This is a genomic window from Bradyrhizobium arachidis (assembly GCF_015291705.1).
Taxonomy (GTDB): domain Bacteria; phylum Pseudomonadota; class Alphaproteobacteria; order Rhizobiales; family Xanthobacteraceae; genus Bradyrhizobium; species Bradyrhizobium arachidis.
Genome location: NZ_CP030050.1, coordinates 972498 through 995472 on the forward strand (window position 1 = coordinate 972498; position 22975 = coordinate 995472).

The 22975-nt window shown below is 63.7% G+C and carries 22 protein-coding genes and 4 pseudogenes; 12 read left to right on the plus strand and 14 right to left on the minus strand.

Annotation, left to right across the window (positions count from 1 at the left end):
• Positions 1-83 precede the first annotated feature (83 nt).
• The 5 genes from WN72_RS04630 to WN72_RS04650 all read right to left on the minus strand — a co-directional run bounded on the left by WN72_RS04630 (position 84) and on the right by WN72_RS04650 (position 6454).
• Positions 84-2021 carry a sensor histidine kinase gene (locus WN72_RS04630; RefSeq protein WP_092218003.1) on the minus strand — a complete coding sequence of 646 codons (1938 nt, stop codon included), beginning with the start codon at positions 2019-2021 and terminating at the stop codon, positions 84-86.
• Complete coding sequence (locus tag WN72_RS04635; protein ID WP_027561389.1) at positions 2018-2701, minus strand: response regulator transcription factor; 684 nt, start codon at positions 2699-2701, stop codon at positions 2018-2020. The genes WN72_RS04630 and WN72_RS04635 overlap by 4 nt, the downstream gene beginning before the upstream one ends.
• Positions 2702-2805: 104 nt before the next feature.
• On the minus strand, positions 2806-5697 hold the full coding sequence (locus WN72_RS04640) for a T6SS phospholipase effector Tle1-like catalytic domain-containing protein (RefSeq protein ID WP_167381023.1): 2892 nt from the start codon (positions 5695-5697) through the stop codon (positions 2806-2808).
• 239 nt (positions 5698-5936) lie between these two features.
• A complete protein-coding gene (locus WN72_RS04645; protein ID WP_092218006.1) occupies positions 5937-6185 on the minus strand; it encodes a GCG_CRPN prefix-to-repeats domain-containing protein in 249 nt (82 codons plus the stop codon).
• A 26-nt stretch (positions 6186-6211) separates the two neighbouring features.
• Positions 6212-6454: a hypothetical protein gene (locus WN72_RS04650; RefSeq protein WP_092218007.1), complete on the minus strand. Its 243-nt coding sequence runs from the start codon at positions 6452-6454 to the stop codon at positions 6212-6214.
• A gap of 293 nt (positions 6455-6747) precedes the next feature.
• On the opposite strand from WN72_RS04650, the gene WN72_RS04655 reads away from it, so the two are divergent.
• Entirely contained in the window at positions 6748-7707 is a 960-nt protein-coding gene (locus WN72_RS04655) for a helix-turn-helix transcriptional regulator (RefSeq protein WP_092218008.1), read from the plus strand.
• A 93-nt stretch (positions 7708-7800) separates the two neighbouring features.
• Positions 7801-9624 (plus strand): caspase family protein, encoded by a 1824-nt coding sequence (locus WN72_RS04660; protein WP_092218009.1) that lies wholly within the window; start codon positions 7801-7803, stop codon positions 9622-9624.
• Positions 9625-9665: 41 nt separating this feature from the next.
• On the opposite strand, the gene WN72_RS04665 is transcribed toward WN72_RS04660, so the two are convergent.
• Positions 9666-10094: a hypothetical protein gene (locus WN72_RS04665; protein ID WP_143130729.1), complete on the minus strand. Its 429-nt coding sequence runs from the start codon at positions 10092-10094 to the stop codon at positions 9666-9668.
• Positions 10095-10404: 310 nt separating this feature from the next.
• Between WN72_RS04665 and WN72_RS04670 the strand changes: the two genes are divergently transcribed.
• On the plus strand, positions 10405-12186 hold the full coding sequence (locus tag WN72_RS04670; protein WP_244553869.1) for a caspase family protein: 1782 nt from the start codon (positions 10405-10407) through the stop codon (positions 12184-12186).
• An 82-nt stretch (positions 12187-12268) separates the two neighbouring features.
• Here WN72_RS04670 and WN72_RS04675 read toward each other — a convergent pair whose 3' ends face one another.
• A complete protein-coding gene (locus tag WN72_RS04675; protein WP_027561384.1) occupies positions 12269-12502 on the minus strand; it encodes a hypothetical protein in 234 nt (77 codons plus the stop codon).
• Positions 12503-12625: 123 nt separating this feature from the next.
• Here WN72_RS04675 and WN72_RS04680 point away from each other — a divergent pair, with 123 nt between their 5' ends.
• Positions 12626-13096: an SRPBCC domain-containing protein gene (locus tag WN72_RS04680; RefSeq protein ID WP_092218029.1), complete on the plus strand. Its 471-nt coding sequence runs from the start codon at positions 12626-12628 to the stop codon at positions 13094-13096.
• 16 nt (positions 13097-13112) lie between these two features.
• Here the strand turns inward: WN72_RS04680 and WN72_RS04685 are convergent, their stop codons facing one another.
• On the minus strand, positions 13113-13415 hold the full coding sequence (locus WN72_RS04685; RefSeq protein ID WP_092218012.1) for a hypothetical protein: 303 nt from the start codon (positions 13413-13415) through the stop codon (positions 13113-13115).
• A gap of 650 nt (positions 13416-14065) precedes the next feature.
• Positions 14066-14960, minus strand: a pseudogene (locus WN72_RS04690) (LysR substrate-binding domain-containing protein).
• A gap of 107 nt (positions 14961-15067) precedes the next feature.
• Between WN72_RS04690 and WN72_RS04695 the strand changes: the two are divergent.
• Positions 15068-15349: pseudogene (locus tag WN72_RS04695) on the plus strand (SDR family oxidoreductase); the annotation flags it as partial.
• Here the strand turns inward: WN72_RS04695 and WN72_RS04700 are convergent.
• Positions 15345-15869 (minus strand): annotated as a pseudogene (locus tag WN72_RS04700) (transketolase); the annotation flags it as partial. The pseudogenes WN72_RS04695 and WN72_RS04700 overlap by 5 nt on opposite strands.
• 50 nt (positions 15870-15919) lie before the next feature.
• Here WN72_RS04700 and WN72_RS47570 point away from each other — a divergent pair.
• Entirely contained in the window at positions 15920-16033 is a 114-nt protein-coding gene (locus WN72_RS47570) for an ATP-binding protein (protein ID WP_347337489.1), read from the plus strand.
• 124 nt (positions 16034-16157) lie between these two features.
• On the opposite strand, the pseudogene WN72_RS04705 reads toward WN72_RS47570, so the two are convergent.
• Together WN72_RS04705 and WN72_RS04710 are read right to left on the minus strand one after the other, a co-directional pair.
• Positions 16158-17335: pseudogene (locus WN72_RS04705) on the minus strand (AI-2E family transporter).
• Between the two features lie 83 nt (positions 17336-17418).
• Positions 17419-18423, minus strand: a complete 1005-nt coding sequence (locus WN72_RS04710; protein ID WP_244553872.1) for an alpha/beta fold hydrolase — start codon at positions 18421-18423, stop codon at positions 17419-17421.
• A 172-nt stretch (positions 18424-18595) separates the two neighbouring features.
• Here WN72_RS04710 and WN72_RS04715 point away from each other — a divergent pair, with 172 nt between their 5' ends.
• Both WN72_RS04715 and WN72_RS46570 read left to right on the plus strand, forming a co-directional pair.
• Complete coding sequence (locus WN72_RS04715) at positions 18596-18760, plus strand: hypothetical protein (protein ID WP_167381024.1); 165 nt, start codon at positions 18596-18598, stop codon at positions 18758-18760.
• A gap of 509 nt (positions 18761-19269) precedes the next feature.
• Entirely contained in the window at positions 19270-20145 is an 876-nt protein-coding gene (locus WN72_RS46570; RefSeq protein ID WP_244553873.1) for a hypothetical protein, read from the plus strand.
• 252 nt (positions 20146-20397) lie between these two features.
• Here WN72_RS46570 and WN72_RS04725 read toward each other — a convergent pair whose 3' ends face one another.
• On the minus strand, positions 20398-20625 hold the full coding sequence (locus WN72_RS04725) for a hypothetical protein (RefSeq protein ID WP_143130730.1): 228 nt from the start codon (positions 20623-20625) through the stop codon (positions 20398-20400).
• A gap of 275 nt (positions 20626-20900) precedes the next feature.
• On the opposite strand from WN72_RS04725, the gene WN72_RS04730 reads away from it, so the two are divergent.
• A complete protein-coding gene (locus WN72_RS04730; RefSeq protein ID WP_014491569.1) occupies positions 20901-21146 on the plus strand; it encodes a DUF6894 family protein in 246 nt (81 codons plus the stop codon).
• Between the two features lie 115 nt (positions 21147-21261).
• On the opposite strand, the gene WN72_RS04735 is transcribed toward WN72_RS04730, so the two are convergent.
• Entirely contained in the window at positions 21262-21609 is a 348-nt protein-coding gene (locus WN72_RS04735) for a hypothetical protein (RefSeq protein WP_014491570.1), read from the minus strand.
• 346 nt (positions 21610-21955) lie between these two features.
• Here WN72_RS04735 and WN72_RS04740 point away from each other — a divergent pair, with 346 nt between their 5' ends.
• The 3 genes from WN72_RS04740 to WN72_RS04750 are packed head-to-tail and all read left to right on the plus strand — an operon-like array spanning position 21956 to position 22848.
• A complete protein-coding gene (locus WN72_RS04740; protein WP_028160512.1) occupies positions 21956-22216 on the plus strand; it encodes a hypothetical protein in 261 nt (86 codons plus the stop codon).
• The gene (locus tag WN72_RS04745; protein ID WP_092218013.1) at positions 22213-22509 is read left to right on the plus strand and encodes a hypothetical protein; all 297 of its coding nucleotides are present in this window, start codon (positions 22213-22215) and stop codon (positions 22507-22509) included. Before WN72_RS04740 ends, WN72_RS04745 begins: the two co-directional genes overlap by 4 nt.
• Before the next feature lie 60 nt (positions 22510-22569).
• A complete protein-coding gene (locus tag WN72_RS04750) occupies positions 22570-22848 on the plus strand; it encodes a DUF1488 family protein (protein WP_014491573.1) in 279 nt (92 codons plus the stop codon).
• Positions 22849-22975: the final 127 nt, after the last annotated feature.

A 22975-nucleotide genomic window follows, 5' to 3' on the forward strand; every position in this document is an offset into this window, starting at 1 on the left:
GAACACCCCCCGTCCTCCGCAAGGCAGACAATCCGGCCCGTTCCCTCTCTCCGCGCGTCCCACACGTTCGGGGAGGGGGTTTTTCAGCGGGCGGCGGCGTCGCTGTCGGGAAAGATTCGCGGCAATTGCAGCCGCACGCGCGCGCCCGAGCCCTCCGAGCTCAGGTCGAGCACGGCGCCGCAGCGTGCGGCGCGGCTCCTCATGTTGCGCAAGCCCCGCGCGGTCTGGCTCGCGCCCGCGGCTTCGCCATTGCCGGCGAGCGCAAAACCGCAGCCGTCGTCCGTCACGCTGATCACGCCATACGGCCCCTGGTCATTTCCCTGGCTCCCCTCCAGCGTCTCGATGGTCACCGCGATGTGGCGCGCCTGTGCGTGCTTGACCGCATTGGTCACGGCCTCGTCGAGGATGCGCACGATCTGGATGACGTGCCAGGGCCGCAGCTCCGGATGCAGCGGCAGGCCCTGCGGCGTCGTCACGCGCCAGTCGAGCGCGATGTCGTGCGGCCGCAATTGCGCCGTCGCGCGCTCGCGCCAGGAGCCGAGCGCGAGCATCAGGTCGCCGCCGATGTCGTCCATGGAGTCGATGACGAGACGCAGATCCTTCAGCGCCGCGCGGGCTGCGTCGGTGATGGTCGCGCCCTCATGGCCGCGCTCGGACAGTGCCACGATGCTGACGAGCTGGCCGCCGAGACCGTCATGCAGGTCGCGCATCAGGCGTGTGCGTTCGTTGGCGAGCGCGGCGGCGCGGGCGCGCTCTTCCTCGCGGGCAAAGCTCGCCTTCAGCCGCTCCTCGGCCTCGCGCACGCGGGTCACGAGCTGGCCTGCGAAGCTGTCGACCTGGTTCAGCGCGCGGGCAAAGCGCCAGGTCAGGCCGGCGCCGATCGCCACCAGCATCGCCGAATAGGACAGGCGCGAGACGAAGATGCGCTCGTTGGTCACGATCTCGAACACCGACAGCATGTCGTGGATCCAGCAGGTCAGCACGATCGTCACCGCGCAGCCGATCGTGAAGCTCGCCGCGTCCTGCCGCCGGATTACCGCGGCCGTGGTGACGCAGGCCATCAGGAACAGGCTGAGCCCGACCGTGGGGATGCCGAGCACCAGGAACAGGATGCGCGGCAGCGGCGGTCCCGCGATCAATCCGACCACGAATATGATCAGCCCCGGCGCGAACAGCAGGATGCCGTAGCGCGGCCAGCGCCAGCCGAAGAACAGCACGCCGAAGGCGACGATCAGCGCGCTCTCGATCGGCGCGGATGCGAGCAGCACCGCGGGCAGTCGCGACACGGTGAACGGCGGCACCGGCGGCGGCATGAAGGCCTGGATGACGCCGAGCACCATCGCAGCCGCCAGCACGCCATAGACCGGCTCGCGTCGCCGCATCAGCCACATGATTGCGAGGATGACGGCGAGGATCGACTGCCAGGCGGAGAACACCACCTGCAATGTGACGAACAGCAGCGTGCGCGTCTCATAGGCCGGACGCAGGGCTGCATCCGGCCCGACATAGACGGTGTCGAGAAATCCCTTCAGCGGTCCCCATACGAACAGCCGCACGGTGATCTCGTTGCTGCCGTCGCGCAGCAGCGAAGCCGGGATGAGCGCGATCTGCGGCGTGTTGCGGTCCGGCCGGTTGGCGTTGGCGTCGCGGCGGGAATCGAGCACGACGACGCCGTTGACGGCGACCTCCGCCGCGTTGCTGAAGCGCGGCAGGTAGACCGACCATCCTGACGCCGCATCGCCGCTTCTGAAGGTGAAGGTGCCGGTATAGAGCGGCGGGTCCGCCAGCGAATAGCGCGAGGCGGTGAAATGCGGCAGCGTTACGGGACGCGCCATGCCGTCCTCCCGCAACGAGAAGGCCGTCACGGCATGATCGTCGGGATCGCTGGGCTGGAGCAGCCGCAGTCCGAGAATGGTGGCGATCACGATCAGCGCCTGGAGTAGCAGATAAGGCACGAGGCGCGAGGCCAGCAGCCGGCGCCGCGCGGGTTTGACCGGTGCCTTCGCCGCGATCTCACTCACAGCTTGATCAGGCCCTGCTGCACCGCCTCGAACACCGCCTCGCTGCGCGTATGCACCTCGAGCTTGCGATAGATGTTCTTGATGTGGCCGGGCACGGTCTGCCTGGACAGGCCGAGATGGCTGGCGATCTCGGCGTAGCTGAAGCCCTTGGCGATGCCCCAGAGGATGTCGATCTCCCGCGGGGTCAGCCTCGCCGTGTTGAGCACGGGCCCAGGCGGCGGCTCCGCCGAATTCTGCGCGGCACCTTGTGTTCTGCGGACGATGAAACGGGCGATCGAGGCCGAGATCGGCGAATGGCCGGCGACCAGATCGCGCACCGTGGTGGCGATGTCGGTGGGGAAGGCGTCCTTCAGGAGATAGCCGGTGGCGCCGACCGTGATCGCGGAGATCACGCTTTCCTCGTCGCCGAGCGCCGAGATCACCATGATCTCGGTGTCGGGAAAGCGCTGCCGGGTTTCGCGGATCAACTCGATGCCGTGGCCGTCGGGCAGCCTGAGATCGGTCAGCAGCACGCGCGGCGCGCCGTCGCCGAGCGCGGAGCGGGCCTCACCGAGCGTGCCGGCGCTGCGCACCTCGTAGCCGGCCTTGACCAGCGCATCCTGGAGCCGCCAGCAGGTCGGTGCGTCGTCCTCGACGAGGAGGATGGTGATCGCCTCACCCGTCTCGCCCTGTTCGCTCATGTTCATCGTCCCGCACCGCGTGTCCCCCGCGGCGCGAGCCAGTTTATCCGCAGCCCACTTGCCGTGACACCCATAATCATGGGGCATCGACAGCCAGGTCGCTCCTACCGGGCAGACACGGTCTGCGCCGGCTTCTCAGGCGGCTGTGGCGGCACGGGAAGCCGCTGCACCTTGATCCGCGCCGTGCCGCTGTTGTTGTCGTAGAATTTTTCGGTCCGCCCCTGGAAGGGCGCGAGCCACCATGGCGTGAAGCAGCAGGGCAGCACGGTCGGAAAGATCTGGACGGCGTCGTTGACGTAGAAGAAGAGCTCGCCGGATTCCGGCGCGACGAACTCGGCGACTACACGACCGGTCAGATTCTGCCTTTTCCACACCTCGCGGGCCACCGGCAGGTCGTCGGCCTGGATCGGCAGAAAACCGTCCAGCGCCTTGAGCTTCGCGCGGTGCGGATCGTTGTCGCCGAGCTCGTCCTCGACGCGGACCCAATATCTGTGGTCGGGACTCTTCTCCAGATCGTCCTCCGCCGGAAGCGTCGGGTCCTTCCGGCGCGGCAGCACGTCCGCCGGCTCGACATTGATGGCCGTGAGCGGAACATCGTTTATGCCTTTCGAGCCAATGCGCACCACCGGCTGGAACCAGTCGGCGCCGTAGAGCCGGCGCATCGGCAGGAAGATGTAACGCGCGAGGTCCGTCCCGAAGCCGTTCACGCCGGTCATGATGGTGCGGTCGAACCAGGGCTCGTCGATGTCGAGCCAGACGCGATATTTGCGGCCTTTCTCGACGGCCAATCCGCTCCACCAGCAGAAGTCCCTGGTCTCGAATACGCTCCCCGCAGACAAGGCCTCGTCGAGCACGGGCTTGCCGCGTTCGACGCGCGGGCCGCTCGCGGTCTTGACCTCCGGCGCTGAGCAGACCCTGCCGAGCGCCACACGGCCGGTGAAGTAGCTGGTGGATACCATCAGCAAAGCCGAGCTGAAGATGATGAACAGGAAGCCGATAGGCATGAGCCGCCTGGCAAACAGGGTTTGCGCCCAGCCCATATTGTGGCGCATCCAGTTGCCAAATCTGAGCGCGCGGCCGGACGTTGTGATGTGTTCCCGGCTTGCCTTGCGGCGCGGCGTATTCCAGGCGAGCCGCGCACGCTCCTGGATGTTGTCGCGCAGCACGGAGTTCTTGTTCCACACCCAGAGCGTGAGCAGCAGCACGGCCGAGGTCAGGACCGGATAATAGGTCGCGATGTCGAGCCACGGCGTCGCATAGGCCGGCAGCACGTGTCTCAGGATATTGGTGAGCGGCGCCACGACCGCGCTGAGCAGCCAGTCGGTGTCGGTGACGCGCTTCAAGAACCAGGTGTCCCTCAGGCCGCCGTCCTCAGATGAGCCGACCAGGCCGCGCGCAATCCACGGAAAGACGGCGATGAAGGCGACCATGAACAACAGTGAAAAATAGGCGACGCGCCGCCACCACACGGTGTCGCGCGTCAGGCTCGACATGCCGGGGTCCGGCGTGCTCATCGTGATGAAGGCTTCGGCCTCTAGCTTGCGTCGCGGGCCCGTGGCCTTTGCCAGATAGGCGATCTTCAGGAGTGCGCGGACGAGCTGCTCCTCGAGCTCCTTTTCTCTCTCGTCCGTTTTCTTCGACTGCAGCGGCAGCGTCGTTCCGGCCGGCAGGACCGCTCCGTCGGGAGGTCTCGTTCCGTCCGGTAGCACCGTCCCGTCGGGAAGTCTCGTTCCGCCCGGCAGCACCGTTCCGTCCGGGAGCTTCGTGTCGTTCGGCAGCAGCACGCGGCAATCCGCCGGAAGCATGATCGGCGCGTAATCGTCGCAGCCGAACAACATCCGCTCGATGACGGCGAAATGCACGACTGGCTCCCCGCCATTCTCGCGGCCGGCCAAAATCGGGCGCGGCCCGTAGCGGTACAGCACCGCTGCGCCGCTGCGTGAATCATGCCGTGGTCCGATCGCCGATTGATAGTCCTGGAAATGCTCGATCTCGCCGTCCTGGAAGCGCAGCCTGCCGCGGAGCTGCTCGACCATCCAGACCAGCGGGACAAAGGACAGCGTGGATTCCGGATAGCCGCCGCCGATATCGGAATGAACGCCCGCGAACCACACTTCCTTGACGATCTGCTCCCGTCCCGGATGACTCTGATCGATCCGCAGCGGATGGAAAGTGGTGCGCTCGTCGTCCAGAGCGAGCGCGTGACAGGCCTGCCTGACCTTGTGCGACAGGCGATGATTGCGGAACGAGATCGGCCAGATCGCCCAGTCGACGGCGAGGCGAAGCTCCTCGATCGGCACGCCGAACGCCTCGACGGTGTCGAACAGTCCGAGGAATTCGATCTCGACGTCCTTGCGCACGCCCATCTTGCTGCGCACCTCGGCGTAGGAGCGATGTCCGCAGAGCCAGTGATAGATGAACAGCAGGAAGTCGCGGATCCAGCGCGTGACCCAGATCGTCGGCAGGCTCTTGGTCCAGGGCACGGTGTCCCGGCGATATTCGCGCCAGGCGGCCTTGGCGTTGCGCTCCATCTCAGCATGCGACACCGGCGTGTCGTCGATCACGGCAGGCATGAGGCCCTGACTGGAGATCATGGCCGCCAGCGTGCGGGCGGTGAAGGCGCCGCGGCTGAAGCCGAAGATGTAGATCTCGTCGCCCTCGCGCCAATTCCAGCACAGGAAGCGGTAGAGCTTGCGGACGTTGCCGGGCACGCCGATGCCGGTGGCGCCGTCGAGCGCGGCGAGCGGCGCCCAGCCGGCGGTGCCGACACCCTTGATGTAGTGTGCGATCTGATCCGGCTGGGTGTGGTCGAGCGCTTCGTAGAGCCGCCAGACGCTGGATTCCTGGGTGGTGAACGCGTTGCCCGTGCCGTCGGCGAACAGCACCAGCTTGCGCGGCGCCGGTGCGTCGGGTGCATTCGCCGCAACCTTTGGATCATCGTGCGTATGGTCCGGCCGTGCAGGACCGCCTTGCAGCGCCTCGTCCTGGTGCGTCATGGACTCCTCCGAAAATTTCAGGCGGATGCTTTAGGGGCCCGCTCGGGCGGCATCCTTCAAATTCATCCGTGATTTCATCGTGAAGTAATGGATTTCACCCGGAATCGCGCCGAGGGAGCAAAAAGGATGGCGGCGTCCTGCCCCGGTTGTCTATGAACTCCGCCACAATCGGCAAAGAAAAAAGCCCGGGCAGGCCCGGGCTTTGAGTCCGATTTGCGAGGCGGCCGTCTGGCCGGCTGTTACCTGCCGTTGCCGCGGCACGCGCCGCCGGGACCGATATGGTAGCCGCGCGGGCAGGCATGCGCGGCGGGGTTGGCGTAGTTTCTAAGGCAACCGCCATAGGGGCCGCGGTGCCAGCCCTTGCCGCAGCCGCCGGCGACCGCGATCAGGTCGCCATTGGCGCTCGCAAACGGGGCGAGCGGCATGGCCTGAGCAGAAGCTGCGATCGCGCCGAGCGCGAGGCTTGCGGCAAACACGATGCGCATCATGTGGTGTGCTCCCGAATGCCGTTGCGTCAATGGCTTGCGGCGAAGGCGATGCCCGCGCGCACCTCGCCGATCGCCTGGTCGATCAAGCCCATCGCCTTCTCGCGATGGCCACCCTTGTTCGGCTCGGCCTTGCCGAGCTCGACGCGGGCCGATTGCAGGATCGCGATGGCTTCGTCCATGTGCGGCTGCGCGCCCAGGGCATAACCGATGCAGAGGCTGGTCGCGATGGCGCCGCCGAGCACGAGGCTGCGGGGTAGAGAGGTTCGCATGTCGTCGTCTCCTCCAGCGGGCGCGAGGCCAGGGCCGCCCGTTTGCCCGGATGCCGTCATCGTGTGGGGATGCCGCATCCGCCGCCTGAATAGGGCCCATCTGCGCAGGCCGTCTTGGACTGTCCGGCGCCGGAGGGGTGGGGCCTTGGACTGACCGGCGCCGCTTGCTTCACGTTGGCGTGCTGATAGCGTGCGCGCGCCGGTCTTCAGCGGGCATTCATTCCGGTCCTGACAGGCTGGCGCCGCTTTCGTGCACGACCTTTTCCCAAAAGTCTTTTTCGAAAGTTCTTTCGATGCCCGTCATCAGGAAGGCGCTCTCGACCGACATGCTGCCTCAGGACCTGTCCGACCGGCAGCGCTTCATCCGCTTCGCGGAGCTGTTCGAGCATTTTTCCAACACCGGCGAGCTCGATCCTGCGTCCGACGTGCCGTTTCGCGCCACCATGAACTCGATCCACATCGGCACCACCATGCTCGGCCGCTGCGACGGCAGCTTCGTCGCGGTGCGGCGCGACAAGCGACAGGTGATCGAGACCGGCGACGACCGTTTCTGCCTCGCGCGCAACAGCGGAGACCGCCCGTCGCAGATGATCCATCGCGGCCGCGAATTCACCATGCGGCCGGGGTCGATGGTGCTGCTCAAGCTCGACGAGCCGTTCTTCGCCGCCGACGGCGCGAGCCACAAGCGCTTCACCAACGTGCATCTGCCGGTCGACACGCTGCGCGCGATGGTCTGCGATGTCGACGATCTGGTCGGCCGCGAGCTCGAGCCCGGCGGCGCGCTGTCGCTGGCGATGGACTACAGCGATCTCCTGCTCCATCATCCCGCCGCCGCGGTCGAGGCCGGGATGGCGATCGCCGGCCATTTGCTCGATCTCGCCGCGATCGGCCTCGGCGCCCGCAGCGACGTTGCCATCGCCGCGCGACGCCGGGGTCTGCGCGCCGTGCGGCTCAAGGCCGTGCTGTCGATCCTGAACATGCGCTTCCACGAGCCGGATTTTTCTGCGCAGAAGCTCGCGGCCGCCGCCGGCCTCTCCGAGCGTTACGTCAACGAGCTCTTGTTCGAGGCCGGCGCCAGCTTCACCACCCGCCTCACCGAACTGCGCCTGCGCAAGGCTGCTGACCTGCTCGCCCATCGCGAGGGCCGAATCAGCGACATCGCCTTTGCCTGCGGCTTCAACGATCTCTCTTATTTCAACCGCTGCTTCCGCCGGCGGTTCGGGCTGACGCCGACTGCGGCTCGGGGGAAGTGAGGTACGCCACAGACGGGTTGACTTACGAGGGGAGACCCTCGAAATCTTCCCGGAGCCTGTCCATAGGCTCTCGCTCGGATTGAAGCCTGCACCATGGTCGGATTGATCCTCCCGGCTCCGCTGTCGCAACTGCATCGTCTGGCTGTCCGCGTTGCATTGGCGGCTGCCCTGATGCTGGCCGCAGCGACGAATGCGCTGGCCGACAAGCGGGTGGCTCTGGTCCTTGGTGTCTCCAACTATCAGAGCGTCGCCCGGCTGGCCAATCCCGACAATGACGCGGCGGCGATCAGCGACGTTTTCAAGCGGATAGGTTTCGATAGCGTCGTGCTGCGCCAGGATCTCGGCGTGTCCGAGATGCGGCGGGCGGTGCGCGACTTCGCGGCTGTTGCCGCGGATTCCGACATGGCCGTGGTGTATTACGCCGGCCACGGCATCGAGGTGAACGGGGTCAATTTCCTGATTCCGGCCGATGCCCGTCTCCAGAGCGATTTCGACGTCGAGGACGAGACCGTTCCGCTGGACCGGATCCTCCAGGCGATCAATCCGGCGAAGCGGCTGCGGCTGGTCATCCTCGATGCCTGCCGCGACAATCCCTTTGCGGAGCGGATGACGCGCAGTGTCGCCACCCGTTCGATGGGCCGCGGCCTTGCCAAGATGGAGCCTGCGACGGCGGATACGTTGATCGCGTTCGCCGCCAAGGCCGGCGCGGTAGCCGGCGATGGTGACGGTGCGCATAGCCCGTTCGCGACCGCGCTGCTCAACCATCTGGCAACGCCGGGTCTCGACCTCCGCCTGACGCTTGGCCGGGTTCGCGACGAGGTGATGAAGAGCACGGCACGGCGTCAGGAGCCGTTCGTCTACGGATCGCTCGGCGGAGACACAGTGGCGCTGGTGCCTTCGGTTGCGCCGCCGGTCGATCCGAACGCCGAAGCCCGGCGGGACTACGAATTTGTGGCGCAGATCGGCACAAGGGAGGCGTGGACGTCGTTTCTCGCTGTTCACGGCAGCGGCATCTATGCGGCCTCGGCTCATGCGGCGCTCGACAAGCTGGATGCGGCAGAGAAGGCCAGCGAGAAGGCGGACCTCTTGAAGCGGCAAGCCGAACAGCAGGCCAGGCAGAAGAGCGAGGACGTCAGGAAGCAGATCGAGGAGCAGGCCGCGCGCCAGGCCGAGCAGGCCAGGCTCCAGATGTCGGAGCAGGCCCGGCGCGAACTGGAGAAGGAGCGCCAACGCATCGCCGACCAGGCCAAGCGCGAGCTCGACGATGCCAGGCGGCAGGTTGCGGAGGCGCGGCGGCAGGCCGAGGAGGCGGCGGTTCAGGTCGAACAGGCTAAGAAGCAGGCCGCGCTGGACGCGCAGCAGCAGATCGAGGCCGCAAGGCGCGAGCAGGAGCAGCGTGAACGGGAGCGGCGCGAGCAGGAACGACGGGAGAAGGAGCAACAGGCCGCGCTAACCCCGCCCGCCGCACCGGCTCCCGTTGTCGTGCCGGCGATGGATCCGACGGATATCGCCCGTCTGCTTCAGGCCCACCTGAAGCGTGTCGGCTGCGATCCCGGTCCGCCCGACGGGGCGTGGACTGCGCCGTCGCAGAAGGCGCTGGACAATTTCAACCGAAATGCCGGCACCAAGTTCGACGTCAAGGTCGCCAGCCTCGACGCGCTCGATGCGGTGCGCGCCAAGCCCGATCGTGTCTGTCCGCTGGTTTGCGCCAGGGGACAGAAGGTCGAAGGCGACCGTTGCGTCCAGATCGTCTGCGACGGCAATGAGGTGCTGGATGCCCAGGGCGTGTGCCGGCGGCGTCCTGATCCGCCGCCGCCGAAGCCAAAGGCCGTGTCGCGTCACGAATCTGCCCCGCGCACGCGAGCTCGTCCCTCCGGCGGGGCCGATTCATGCGGCGGGACTTGCGAGGGTGACTGATCTCGGGGCCGGCGCGGGGTTTGACCGGCCCGGCGAACCAATCACAGGCTGGGGACGACGTTGACGTTGACTTTCAGGATCAGGAAGGTCCGCTTGCCGCTGCCGTCCTCGAAATAGAGACGGCTTTCGAAATGGTCACGGCCGGTAAAGCCGGCACTCGGCCGGTACACGGCCGTCGTGGTGTTGACCAGGCTGTAAGACCCGTTGGACGGAGACGCGATGACCTCCTGGCCCGCGAACGGACCGAGGGTCTGGAAATTGAATCCGCAACTGCGATCCTGCGCGACGCGCATCGGGATGACGATGTTGCAGCCCTGGCAGATGTTGAAATGCGGGCGACGGCAGTTGGTGTTGGCATTCAGGCCGTGGACGTTGCGATAATTCTTGTAGCCGGGGCGCATCTTGTCGGCGCTTGCGCTGTCGGGAAGAAGGATTGCTGCGAAAGCTGCGAGCGACAGCAAAATTGTCATGAAAGAACGGTTCATTTTGAAAGCCCCGTGGCGGCAAATGATGCAGGTGCAAACTATTCCATCATAGAAGCGTAAGCTTGCGCCGGAGGCAAGCATCTCAAGGGGCGACTTCCCAAGCCCATGCGGCTGCCGATATCATCGACGGGAAGGGAATCGCCGGACTGGAGGCGATGGGCGGCAGACGGCCGTTTCGCTTTGGAAGCCGGCTTGGTATGTGATCGACGACACAGACTGAAGGCGAACCGCTATCGCAAAAGCTTGGACCATGATTCGACCGAGCCCGTCTGCACGAATGGCATGTCTGCCTCACTTGGCCTGTCGCCTGGCGCTGTCGATCGTTCTGGTCCTGGTCGCAGCGACGAGCGCATTGGCCGACAAGCGGGTCGCGCTGGTTCTCAGCGTGTCCAATTATCGAAACGTCGCGCGGCTGGCCAATCCCGACAATGACGCAGCTGCGATCAGCGACGTTTTCAAGCGGATAGGTTTTGATAGCGTCGTGCTGCGCCAGGATCTCGGCGTGTCCGAGATGCGGCGGGCGGTGCGCGACTTCGCGGCTGTTGCCGCGGATTCCGACATGGCCGTGGTGTATTACGCCGGCCATGGCATCGAGGTGAACGGGGTCAACTTCCTGATTCCGGCCGATGCCCGTCTCCAGAGCGATTTCGATGTCGAGGACGAGACCGTTCCGCTGGACCGAATCCTCCAGGCGATCAGTCCAGCGAAGCGACTGCGGCTCGTCATCCTCGATGCTTGCCGCGACAACCCGTTTGCGGAGCGGATGACGCGCGGTGTCGCCACCCGTTCGATGGGCCGCGGCCTTGCGAAGATGGAGCCGGCGACGGCGGATACGTTGATCGCGTTCGCCGCCAAGGCCGGCGCGGTTGCCGCCGATGGCGACGGTGCGCATAGCCCGTTCGCGACCGCGCTGCTCAACCATCTGGCGACGCCGGGTCTCGACCTCCGCCTGACGCTCGGCCGGGTTCGCGACGAGGTGCTGAAGAGCACGGCACGGCGGCAGGAGCCGTTCGTCTACGGGTCACTCGGCGGAGACACGGTGGCGCTGGTGCCGCCGGTTGCCCCGCCGGTCGATCCGAACGCGGAATCCCGGCGGGACTATGAGCTGGCCGCGCAAACCGGCACCAAGCAGGCCTGGCTTTCCTTCCTGGCTGTTCATCCCAGCGGCATCTACGCCAACTTTGCTCATGCGGCGCTCGACAAGCTGGATGCGGCGGAGAAGGCCAGCGAGAAGGCAGACCTCTTGAAGCGTCAGGCCGAAGAGCAGGCCAGACAGAAGAGCGAGGACGTCAGGAAGCAGAGCGAGGAGCACGCCGCGCGCCAGGCCGAGCAGGCCAGGCTCCAGATGTCCGAGCAGGCCCGGCGTGATCTCGAACAGGACCGTCAACGCATCGCCGACCAGGCCAAGCGCGAGCTCGACGATGCCAGGCGGCAGGTTGCGGAGGCGCGGCGGCAGGTCGAGGAGGCGGCGGTCCAGGTCGAACAGGCGAAGAAACAGGCCGCGCTGGATGCGCAGCAGCAGATCGAGGCCGCAAGGCGCGAGCAGGAGCAGCGCGAGAGGGAACGGCAGGCTGCGCTTGCCGCGCTAACTCCGCCGGCCGCACCGGCTCCGGCTCCTGCACCCGTCGTCGTGCCGGCGATGGATCCGGCGGATATCGCCCGTCTGCTCCAGGCGCATCTGAAGCGCGTCGGCTGCGATCCGGGTTCTGCCGATGGGGCCTGGACTACGCCATCGCAAAAGGCGCTGGACAATTTCAACCGAAATGCCGGCACCAAGTTCGACGTCAAGGTCGCCAGCCTCGACGCGCTCGATGCGGTACGCGCAAAGCCCGATCGTGTCTGTCCGCTGGTTTGCGCCAAGGGACAGAAGGTCGAGGGCGATCGCTGCGTCCAGATCGTCTGCGACGGCAATGAGGTGCTGGATGCCCAGGGCGTGTGCCGGCGGCGTCCTGATCCGCCGCCGCAGAAGCCAAAGGCCGTGTCGCGCCACGAACCAGCCCCGCGCGCGCCTGCTGCCCCAGCCGGCAGCGACGGTGGCAGATGCCATTCCTTCGGCGGGAAGCTCTATTGCCAGTGATAAAGCGGGCAGGCCTCCCGTCGTTGGATGCGAGCGGATACGTCTTCCGTCTCGGCATGCCCCCGGGAATAGCCAACCCATTTTACAGCGTATCCATCCTCGGCGGCGGATAGTGCCGCGCCAGCACCGACAGCGACAGATGCCGCTCGCCCTCCGGCAGCTCCAGATAGGCCAGCACCAGCGGCCGCTTCCAGTCGCCGACGCCGAAGTCCATCGCCATCCATTTCTGCGGCTCGGGGCCTTCGAGGCCCCGGACCCAGACGAAATAGCGGGGGAGGTCGTCGGTCTCCGCTTCCGTCGTGCGTCTCCTGGCCATCAGAGCTACTCGCTGCATCGCTACGCGTTGCGGTAGGATATAGGTATCGGCGCGGCGAAGTCGAACGGCTTGCTGCGGATGGTCCTCATCGCGGCCTGCCGGTGCAAGCCGGAGAGCCTGGAAATGACCTTCAAGACGGTGACTGAATCGATCCGGATCGCGGCGAAGCCGGGACGTGTTTGGGACGCGCTCACTGATCCTCAAGCGGGCGACAGATGGCGCAACGCTCATTTCAAGACAGACTGGCGCATCGGCGCGCCGTTCGAGATCGAGGCCGTGATCGGGACGAAGCGTTATCGCGACAAGGGCCGCATCCTCGCGGTCGAGCCGCCGATGCTGCTTCGCTACGCCTATTGGTCGCGCGTCTCCGGTCTGCCGGACCATCCTCAATCATGGTCGACCATCACGATGGCGCTCCGAGCCGACGGCGCGGAGACGATCCTGACGGTCGACCAACTGGTGCCCCCTTCACCTCCGCGTTCAGGACCCGGATGGGAGATTGGCGAGGACTCGGGCTGGAAGCATGCAGCCTTCTACTGGCGCAGCGCGCTCGCGATGCTGAAGCGCGTCGTCGAGGAAGAGCGCGGGAGCTGACGCGGAAGAGCTCCCTTCACTGCCAGAGCCGGCTCTCCGCCACGCGGTTGATGTCGGCGAGCCGGCGGTCGGCGTCGGCGTTCAGGTCGATGCTTGCGACCAGCGTCAGCAGACGCTGATAGGCGCCGTCGGCGACCTCGACCGGCAGCGGAGCCTCGTCAAACGCCTCGACATAGCTGCCGACGAGGCTGCTCAACAGGCGGCACAGGCCGCGCTGCTCAGGGTCGTCGCGACCGAGCGTCTCGAGCTTCTGCTGGAATGTCCGGAAGGTGCGCAGGCCGTGGTGCTGCTCTGAAAGCCACGCGTGCAGGTCGTTCATAAGAGCTCCTTCGAGTTACGGAAGAAGCTACCGGCTTATACAGTGGGGATGTGACAATTGGAAGGGAGGGGATGTTGAGGCAGTCCGTCTTCGCCAAAGGGCTTCGCCTGACACGCCTCTTCGCTCTCGCATGGCTGCGCCACGCGAAGGGCGAAGCGTGGTGCCCCTGGCCGATAATTGCCTAGAGCTATAACCAATTGAATCTGAAGCCACTTTTGTCATCGATTGCTGCCGATACCAGCACAAATACCAGCAGGGTGACGCGCGGTGTTCGCCGACAAAAATAAAAAGGAGGGTTCTCGCCGCAGGCACGCCTATGCAATTTCAAAAAGTTTTTGTCCGGCATCGAAGCTTGCGCAGCCGGCTTTTCGAATGCGGAGCCTCAAAGCGAAAGACGGTCGGAGGTTCGGGTCGTTCCCCCGCTACCAAACATACGATTTTGCACGCCAGACTACGATTATCGGCGATTTCGCCCGATCGATGGCAGCGCATCGGATACTGGGCGCGAACGGGACAGCTGCAAGGGTGATGTAGGCCTGCTTGCCCTTGACGCTGACCTCGATGCGCGGTGAAGACGCGACCGTCGGAGTTCAGACCCAAAACAGCCGATCGCTTGCTTGGTTGCGGTGATGCTCGGCCAGACTTGGATCTTAGTGCGAGGAACCTGCTGTCTCGCCGCCGAGTTGCGCCACGAGCCAATCTGCAAAGGCGCGTACCACGGATCTCTGTCGGCTGGCGCGTGGGTAGATCAGGCGATGGCCGACGTACCGGATATCGTTGGCGCGTCCTGCCAACGGCGCAACCAATCGCCCGCTCGCGAGTTCGCGTTCGGCCAGAAGCGTTGATTCCAGCGCCGCTCCCAATCCCTCCGCGGCCGTGGCGATTGCCAGAAAGCTGCGATCGAATCTCATGCCGTGGAGCGCAGGGGCTTCCAATCCGTTTGCCGTGAACCATTGGTGCCACTGGACCTGCTTCACGTCCGAGCGATTAGCGTCTGATTAAGAAGATCGGCAGGCTTCCTGATCGATTTTGCCAGGCCAGGTGAGCAGAGCGGGGTGACGTCTCCTCCGGGAGAGGAACAACCTCCACGCCCTCCGCGCGCGGCGGACCGTAAACGATGTCGATATCGAAATCATCGTTCCTGAAGCGAGCGTAGTCCGTGCTCGCAGCCAGGCGCACCTCGAGCTTCGGATAAGGGGCGAGAAACTGTGCAAGCCGTGGTGCAAGCCACTGCGCAGCAAAATTGGGTGCCGAATGGACGCGCACCAATTGTGGTCCGCGCGCGGCGACTTTCTCAAGGCCACGGCGGAGCTGATCGAACGCCGCTCCCGTGTGGCGCATCAAGTTTTTCGCGGGCCGGTGTGAGCCGAACTGATCGCGCACTGCGCTCGAACAGAACGGTGCGAAGCGTGTCCTCCAGCTTGCGGATCGTATGACTGACAGCACTTGGCGTCAGGTGAGGCTCATTCGCCACATCGCGGAATGATCCGTGCGAGCAGCGGTTTCAAAGGCGCGAATTGCCGATATCGGGACATTCGACAGCATTCCATAAGTGAGCCAGACTCGATCAGTGACAACTGTGCGTTTGTCGGCTGCGCGCCCGCGGGGCATTTTTAGCCTTGCCAAGGAAAAATAATTTGCGGAAGGAACTGATGCTGCTCAGCGGCAAGACAGCGTTCATCTCGGGTGCGGCCTCGCCGCGCGGCATCGGGCTTGCCACGGCGCGCCGGTTCGCTAGCGAGGGCGCGCGAGTTGCCATTCTCGATATAGATGCCGCAGAGGCCGCGGGTGCAGCGACCGCTCTGGGTGCAGAGCATATCGGGGTGTCGTGCGATGTCGCCGACAAGTCATCATGCGAACGGGCGGTCGCTCGCGTAATCGAAGCATTCGGCGGCATCAATATCCTGATCAATAAGGCCGGCATCACCCAGCCGGAAGCTTCTCGACCAGCGGCTCGAATGCCATCACCTGTGTCGAACGACCGTCGTCATGCTGATTGTTGACGTCGACAATGCCGCCCAGATTGTTGAGCTTGTAATGGCCCGCCGACTGGATGGCCTCCCAGACCGAGCCTTCGTCCAGCTCGCCGTCGGAGAACAACGTGTACACCCGCGCGTCGGATTTCTTGCGCTTGAGCCCGAGGCCCATGCCGACGGCCATGCCGAGCCCAAGTCCGACCGAGCCGCCCGACATCTCCATTCCAGGCGTGTAGGAGGCCATGCCCGACATCGGCAGGGGGCCCTCGTCGCTGCCGTAGGTTTCGAGTTCTTGCTCGGGGACAATCCTCGCCTCGATCAAAGCCGCGTAGAGCGCAATGGCATAGTGACTATTGGAGAGCAGGAAGCGATCGCGCTCTTCCCATGACGGATCTTCCGCCCGGTACCGCATCGCAACGCGGTGACGCACGGAGCAACCGACAAACCCATCGTCGTTCACGCCGAGACGCGAAGGGATCGTTCGAACTCTGGGTCGCCAGTGCGGGTGAGGCGATTCCGGAAACGGTGATGGATAAGTTGTTCGAACCTTTCTTCCGCGGCAAAGCTCGTGCGAGCAAGCAGGGGCTTGGACTGGGACTCTACATCGCCTCTCAGATCGCAAAGGCCCATGGGGCGCTTTGACCGTCGCATCGAACTCCGCTGGAACCCGCTTCACCTTCTCTATGCCTCTTGCGTAGCCTGCCAGCACTGGCCGTGCCCCGCCGGCGGCACGTCCTCAATCCATCACCGAGACGCGATACTGCGATTATCCTTCGATGACGTGCCCCAAAGCCCTTAGCGGACGGACGCGATCGCTGACGATCTTCAGGATGGCCAGCATTGGAACGGCCAGGATCGCGCCGGGCACCCCCCACATCCAGAACCAGAACACCAGCGACAGGATGATCAGCACGGGATTCAGGGTGAAGCGTCGCGCAAGAAGCATGGGAGTCAGGGTCTCGCCCTCAGCGAGGTGGATGCAGAAGTAAAGAATCGCGGGCAGCAAGGCCCACCACAAGCTGTCGAAACTCAACATTCCGGCGAGCAGGAAGATGACGGTTCCCAACAACGGCCCCAGAATTGGAACGTAGTTGAGCAGAAAGCAGCGGCTCCCCACAACAAGGGATCTCCAAGCCCGCAGAGGTACATCGCAGCCGCCGTCGCAATTCCCACCGCAGCATTCATGGCCGTGATCGTGAGCAGATAGGCCGATATGTCCGCTTCGATCTGCTGGAAGATATCCACGGCCTGCCTCTTGTCGCCAAAATTCGGCAGCACCTCGACGATGCGTCGTAGAAAAATGTCGCCTGCGACCAAGAGGAAATAGAGCACCAGAACTGTCGTGAACAAGCCGTCGAGCACGGCGCGCGTTCCGGCAAAGAGCACGCCGGTCAGACCGAGATTACGGCGAACCGAAACGGTGGGCTCCTTGGTTCCGGGAGAATCCGCGACGTGCTCAGCCTGTTGGACAACCTTTTGCAGCGCTTCAATCGGGCGCTTCAGGACGACCAGATGAGTTTCCAGGCGCGGTAAGCCCTCCGGCAATTTCTCCGCCCACGTCGCGGCGGGTAATGACAGGGCCGCCACAAAGCCGACGAGCGCTCCGACGACGAGCAAAATCGCCAGGAGTGCCCCGACGGCGCGGGGTAGGCCGATACGTTCGAGCAGATCCACGGCAGGTTGCAGAATGAGCTGCAACACGAAGGCGAGCACCACGGGCAGTATGATCGGGCTTGCCACGTATACCGCAGCCAGTACGGCCAGTGTCAGCAGGCTACCGAGAAAGAACGTCTGCGGACTGGACGGCAGCGGCATCTCGACATTGTCGACCGCCTGCGTTGGCAAGGCCCCCGATTCCGACGTGTCGGCGTCCTGCCCTGGCGGCGAGGGGGCCTCCTGCGGCAACATCGAAAGCGAAACCAAGGGGTCTCCTCCATCCTCCACGCAAATCTGTCCTGCCGGCAGCCAAGTAACCCTGCGCGGTCATGGCGAGCGGTACGCGCCAGCGCATCGCCGCATCCAATGGACTAGTGCAGAGTCTCGGCAGCGGCTTCGTCGATAGCCGCCATCAGATCTCGCGTGGCAGACTGTTGGATCATATGCCCGGCTCCACGAATGCGGTGCAGCTTGCTCTGCTTGACCTCGTCGTGCAGCCTGGCCGATTGCTCATCGATATCGATCAGACGATCATCCTCGCCCGCGAGTATGATCGTCGGCATGTCGAGTTCGCCGTAGGTCTTCGAAGAAGCAAATGCAGCGGGAACCATCAACGTCGATTCCGCCGCACTGGCGCGGAGCTGTGATGGCCGGACGGCCATTTCCTTCGGAAAGCCGGCGAATTTTCCGGGGACTGGTTGCGGGCCGAACACCTTGCGCAACATTGCCGGCCACATCAATCGACCCAGGATCGGTGAGACAGTGTAGCTGATGATATCGCCAAGCGCGGGTGTAGCGGATAAAGATGAGGCCACTGCGTCGGCTCGCGCGGTCGGAAAATAGTATCCCGATGCCAGCACCAGCGCTTCGACGAAGGAAGCATGCCTTATCGCCAGCGCAACCGCGACTGACGCCCCCCACGAATGCCCGAGTACAATGGCTCGCTGAACGCCCAGCCCATCAAACGCCTTCCTGAACAGGTCCGCCTGTGCCTCCGGCGTCCAAACCACATCTCGCGGCCGCTGGCTATGCCCGAAGCCCGGTCGGTCGAAGACGATCACCCGGTAATTCTCGGCTGCCAGATCGATCAGGCCGCTCGACTCGAAATCCTGGATCATGCTGCCATTGCCGTGGAAGAGAACCAGCGCGCGGCCATTGCCGCGCTCCACATAGTGCAGACGGACCCCGTCGACGTCGATGAACCGACCCTGTGGCGGGTTATCACGCTGCGCTTTCTCGGCAAGATGCCGGTTCGCGATCGCCGTCGCCGCCACAAGGGTAGCGGCCCCAGCAAAGGTGGCGATGGCGGGATATCGCCTGAAGGCGGCCAGACAGTCGGACAGGAATGCGGAAGAACGTGTTTGCGAAAAAGCCATGTGCAACACCTTGAGTGGTCTGCACGACGCCTCACGCCAATGAGAAATATTGCAGGTGATGCTCAACGGGGACGAGCGAGCTTTCGTTCCACGCGGTCAATCGCAGCTTTGGGAACATAGAGACCTCGGTCCCGTTCAACATTGTTACTCTTCCCAAGGAGTGGCTGATCTAATGACTAACAACAAGAACTCGAATGAGAAGCAGCCCGGCGAGAACCCCGATGGCAAGTACCACTTCAATCCCGGAAATATGGCAGGGAAAACGCCGGAGGATGCGGAGCAGAGCGACAAAAATCGCGGCACTCCGCATGATCACAAGGAAGAGCCCGCCGGTTAGAACTTGTCGATGAGGCCGCCGCTTGGCGGTCTCGCTTTCTCTCGCTGTGGCCGGTGAAGGGCACGGCCGCTGTGATTTTGCCCAGACTCTTACTGATGACCGTTCTATGCTAACAGAGACATCCATGGAGCAGAGACATCCATGGAGCCGGAACGAAAAGCCCCGGCCCCGAGGGCCGGGCCGATCAGAAGCATGAGTCCAAGTCGGGCAATAAAGAACAGAGTACGCGTAGACAGCTCTGGCTGTTCAAAAAGGAACAGAATGCGGTCCGCTGGCACTCGCCGCCCAACTGTGGGAATATATAGCTAGGGTCATACAGGTCTGAGCATCGCAGGGCGTCCGATCCAGCCGATTTGTGGAAGGCTTCGTCTAGGGTGACGTCGTGCGGCAATGAGTCCATCCAAATTGCCCGAATGGTCTCCACGCAGGCTGATTGAGCAATTTGGTACAGCGTCTATCGATCGACATGCTTGGCTTCCTCCTCGATCCTCCAAGTCAAAGGCGACACCATGGACATCGCCCAGAAGACAAAGGCGACCGCGCGCTCCGTGCTGGGGCAATGGCCCCTTGACTTCAGCTGGGGCGGCTGGGTAACCGGTGGGTCCGCAGAGACTCTCGCTGCAAGCCGCGCTGCGACGGCCGTCATCGCAACTCTCACACCCATCTGCGTTGAAAAGTTTCGACAGGCCGCTGATGCCTCGGCGACCCTGACCGAAATGATGAAGGCGACCTATGTATCGGAACAAGGCAAGTTCGTCGAAAGGGAGGTTGGGCAACGATGCCGGGAAGCACCGAGCCAAACTCGGCCGTTGCACGGGCTTGTGCCGAATCGCTCGGCCGCGAAAAAGCGGCGGAGCAACGCGGATACACTTGTCTCGAAGGAGGAGTTTCGCAGCCGTTCGACTCGAAGAAAAGGCCTGATAGCGCCCCCGCGGAAGCCAACTCATTTCCGCAACTCGTTGAATTGGAGAGACAAGGTGCAGATCGAGATCCTGCGCAAGCGGCTCAAGCTGACGGATGAGCAGTTTAGCAGCGTCCTTCGCAAATCGGGCATTTCAATCTCGGCTATCGCCAAGGAAGCCGCCACTTTGAAGCAACGAACATCAGCCCATGAAGATCGTACTTGTCTTGCGATGCAATTGATTGTTGTGTCGATAGTCCGGCCGATTGTCCCAGTAGCTCAATCGCGACAGATGCTTCCAGATTCGTCGGCGTATCGCCAACGATATAGCGCCCGGGCAACCGGATCACGCGGCGCGAACATGGCTGGGTTACTGACTGCCGGCCGGTCATCACTCATCGAACACCAGCCGTCCGCCTTAATGCAGATCTCGACTCGAGCGTCCCTTTGCGCTCGATACGGATTATTTGTCCCACCGTTGTGAGCTTCCGTCCATTTTGCCGCGTCGGAGGCCGTTAACTTGTCTGCATCATTCTCGCACTGCTTTGCGATCTGAATCAGACGGTCGCGGGGAAAAGCATAGTATCTCACGGCATGGGGAATCAGCGCGAGCGCAATGGCTGCTGCCAACGTGAGCTTGATCAATCTCAGCAAATGGCGCCCCAACCGACAAACAAAACAGTAGAAGAATGCTCGACAGGCTTCACCTCGGGGCCGCACGCTGCGCCAAGGTATTTCACCGCTTCACAGGCTCAGTCGGTTTCGCGGTATCCCATGGGCGCGCAACCGATGCTGATTTCTCTTCCAATACATCTTTAGCGCGTGCCGCCTTGATCTGGTCGCGAATTGACATTTCTGTTGCAGCAGGCGCTTGCTCGGCCGCTCGAACATTAGCACTGGATGACAAGAAGAGGATCGCGCCGACCACCAAGATCTTTTCCATCAATGCCGATAGCACGATCACCCGTTGTTGTCCGATCTATCTTCGACCCCAGCGCGGAGCTAACAACAACGATCGCCTTCCACGCAACGCAGTCGACGCAGTGATAGTCAGCCGAAGGCTGCCGTGCAGCTTACGCAGGTGTGCCAGGCTAGACAGCGGACTTTGAGATCCTCGTGCAGGCCGTCGGACCAGCAACCATTTTCTGCCACATCTCTTGTCCTCCATCACCGATCGAGGCTGCACAAGGGGCATCGGTCGCTGGCACATGGAACTCCCGTCTGTCTCCGGAGTGCGTCATGACCCGGTACTATTTCGATCTTGTCGACGATGACGGCCTGTTCCTTGACGAGGAAGGTCTGGAACTTGCTGACTTTCGGGCGGCGCAGGTTGAGGCGGCAAAGTCATTGGCCGACATGGCACGGGATGCGACGTATGAATCTGGCAGTTCTTCAAAGCGCCATATGGCAATTGCGGTACGGGACGACGCCGGTCCCGTGATGCATGTGGGGTTCGAATTTGGCGACGGAGGGCGGCAACAGTGACTGGGCCTATGGGTGCCGGCGTTGCTCCTCGATCCACCTTCGAGCATCCATGAGGTGGCCCCTCGTCGCGCCGCAATAGCGTTTCAAGCGTCCGCCTCACGCTTGACTGCGCCGCCTACCTCTTTTTTGCCGACCCGAAATCCGGCTGCCAGGCGACCTCTTTCCGGCTGGGCTGTGCTGCGATCACCTTGGCTTTTTCCTTCTTCGGCTTCTTGGCTTCGCGATTGCCGCGTTGCTGTCCCTTGGCCATGACGTCCATCTCCTGTTGGGGTTCAAGTTCTTTCAGTTCGTCCGACTGCAGGATGCGCCCGCGAGGCGTGCAGACGCGGACATCCATGTAACCGTCGCGCAGCAGCTTTCGCGCGAGCCGCAGTGCAACGATCGCGCTGCCACGGCCGAGATTGGCGCTGCCATATTCGTTGGTCCCCATGACCAGGTAAGGCACGCGCGTTGCCTTAGCCATTGAGGATGGCCGCAGCACACACCAGAAGCAAAAGGAACAACGGAACGATCACCGGCGGGACCATCCATTCCGAGGCGCGAAAACGCGACATCGAGCGCTCCTGCAACTCTGTCGGCGGGAGCGCACGTGACCCTCAGTCACCGGTCGATGCCGTTGAGAAGTGCGGTGATGCGACAACCCTACGCCTGCGAGGCGCCAATAGCGAGTGCTAAAACGCAGTTCGGGCAAGGCTGCACTGCGACGTCAGCGCGCGGCAATGGCGAATGTGCTGGCTATTGCTCAATGACGGGCGCATGGTCGTCGCTGTCGGTCGGTTAGGGCCCCTCTTGCAAAAAGGCAGGCGTGCATGACCATCCGCTCACGGCGAGAGACCGTCACGTTCAGACATCCGTTCCGAATCCGCGGCATCGAGCGGCTGCTGCCCGCCGGCGCCTACGAGGTCATCACTGATGAAGAAACGATCGAGGGTCTCACCTTCTCGGCCTATCGCCGCATCGCGACGATGATTATGGTGCCGGCGGAAGGCGTTCGCGACTCAATGGAGATGCTCTCGATCGGCTCAGTCGATCTCGCCAATGCGCAGGCTGCGGATGCGAGCGCCGCATGACTGACCAACCCGTAGATCTCGACAAGCATCGCGGCATGGCTGCGCAGAAGGCTACCGATCTGCGCCGCGCGCTGGCAGACGTCGAGGCCCATGTCAGGGAATTGCGTGAGCGGGAGGCCGAACTTGAACACCGCATGATGACGGTGCCCGCCGCTTCCTGGCCGGAGGCTGCGGTCAAGGCGCGGCACCTGCTCAACCTCTATGCCGCGAGCCTGCCCGCCGAGGATACGAGGCACCGGGCGCTGGTCGCGTCGTTGCTCGACGACTTCGTCCGGCTCTCGGGCGAGGACTGACGGCAGAGCAACTCTCCGCACGCGCGATCGTGCCAGCAACGGTCACTTAAGGAGGAAGCCATGACGCTCACGAGCGGTCGCTACATAGGCCACGAATATGACCGGATGATCGTGCTGTTCTCGATGCAGGACGGCGGTAAGGAAATTCCCTGCGCGATCTCGACCACCGCGATGGACTATCTTGAGCGCGGCCCGCAGGTCCGCCCCGAGCAGCGCGAAGCCCAATTCGTCCGCCTACGCGACCGCATCGAGGCCCGCGCGGCCAGCAAGTATCGAGCGACGGAACTTGAAGGAGATCCTCGGGGTATCGTGCTGCGCGGCATCGATTTCAGAACCTAACAACATGCCATGTCGTGATCTGGGAATCGCTTAGGCGAATTCTTCACAAGTTGCCCCCGGCGCCCGATAACTCGCCCAGCAGAGACGGACAGGCCGATGCTCAAGACAACGTCAATGCGTTCTGGAC